The organism is Streptomyces sp. KL109B (assembly GCF_030766935.1).
Taxonomy (GTDB): Bacteria; Actinomycetota; Actinomycetes; order Streptomycetales; family Streptomycetaceae; genus Streptomyces.
The window spans coordinates 1-532 of sequence record NZ_JASERL010000032.1 but is presented as its reverse complement, the minus strand read 5'-3'; the positions used below and the strand labels follow the sequence as shown (position 1 = coordinate 532).

Annotated in this window: 1 protein-coding gene; it reads left to right on the top strand. The window is 69.4% G+C overall.

The window, feature by feature from the left end; translation table 11 throughout:
* Positions 1-532: polyketide synthase (locus RBJ65_RS42010; RefSeq protein WP_306332220.1), on the top strand; the 532-nt coding region annotated here is incomplete at both ends.

The window sequence follows — 532 nt, the reverse complement described above, 5'->3', positions numbered from 1 at the left end:
TGTCCGCGGACGGGCGGTGCAAGGCCTTCGCGGAGTCGGCCGACGGGACCGGCTGGGGTGAGGGCGCGGGCCTGGTGGTGCTGGAACGGCTGTCCGAGGCACGTGCACGCGGACATCGAGTACTGGCGGTGCTGCGGGGTTCGGCGGTCAACCAGGACGGTGCCTCGAACGGACTGACCGCTCCCAACGGCCCGTCCCAGCAGCGCGTGATTCGCCTGGCCCTCGCGGACGCGGGCCTGAACGCGGGCGATGTGGATGTCGTGGAAGCACACGGCACGGGCACGAAGCTGGGCGACCCCATCGAGGCCCAGGCGCTGTTGGCCACATACGGCAAGGAACGTGCCCAGGACCGGCCCTTGTGGCTGGGGTCCCTGAAGTCGAACATCGGCCACACCATGGCGGCGGCCGGGATCGGCGGTGTGATCAAGATGGTGGAAGCACTGCGCCACGGAGTGCTGCCCGCCACCCTGCACGTGGATGAACCGACCTCTCATGTGGACTGGAGCGGTGGAGAAGTCCGGCTGCTGACCGA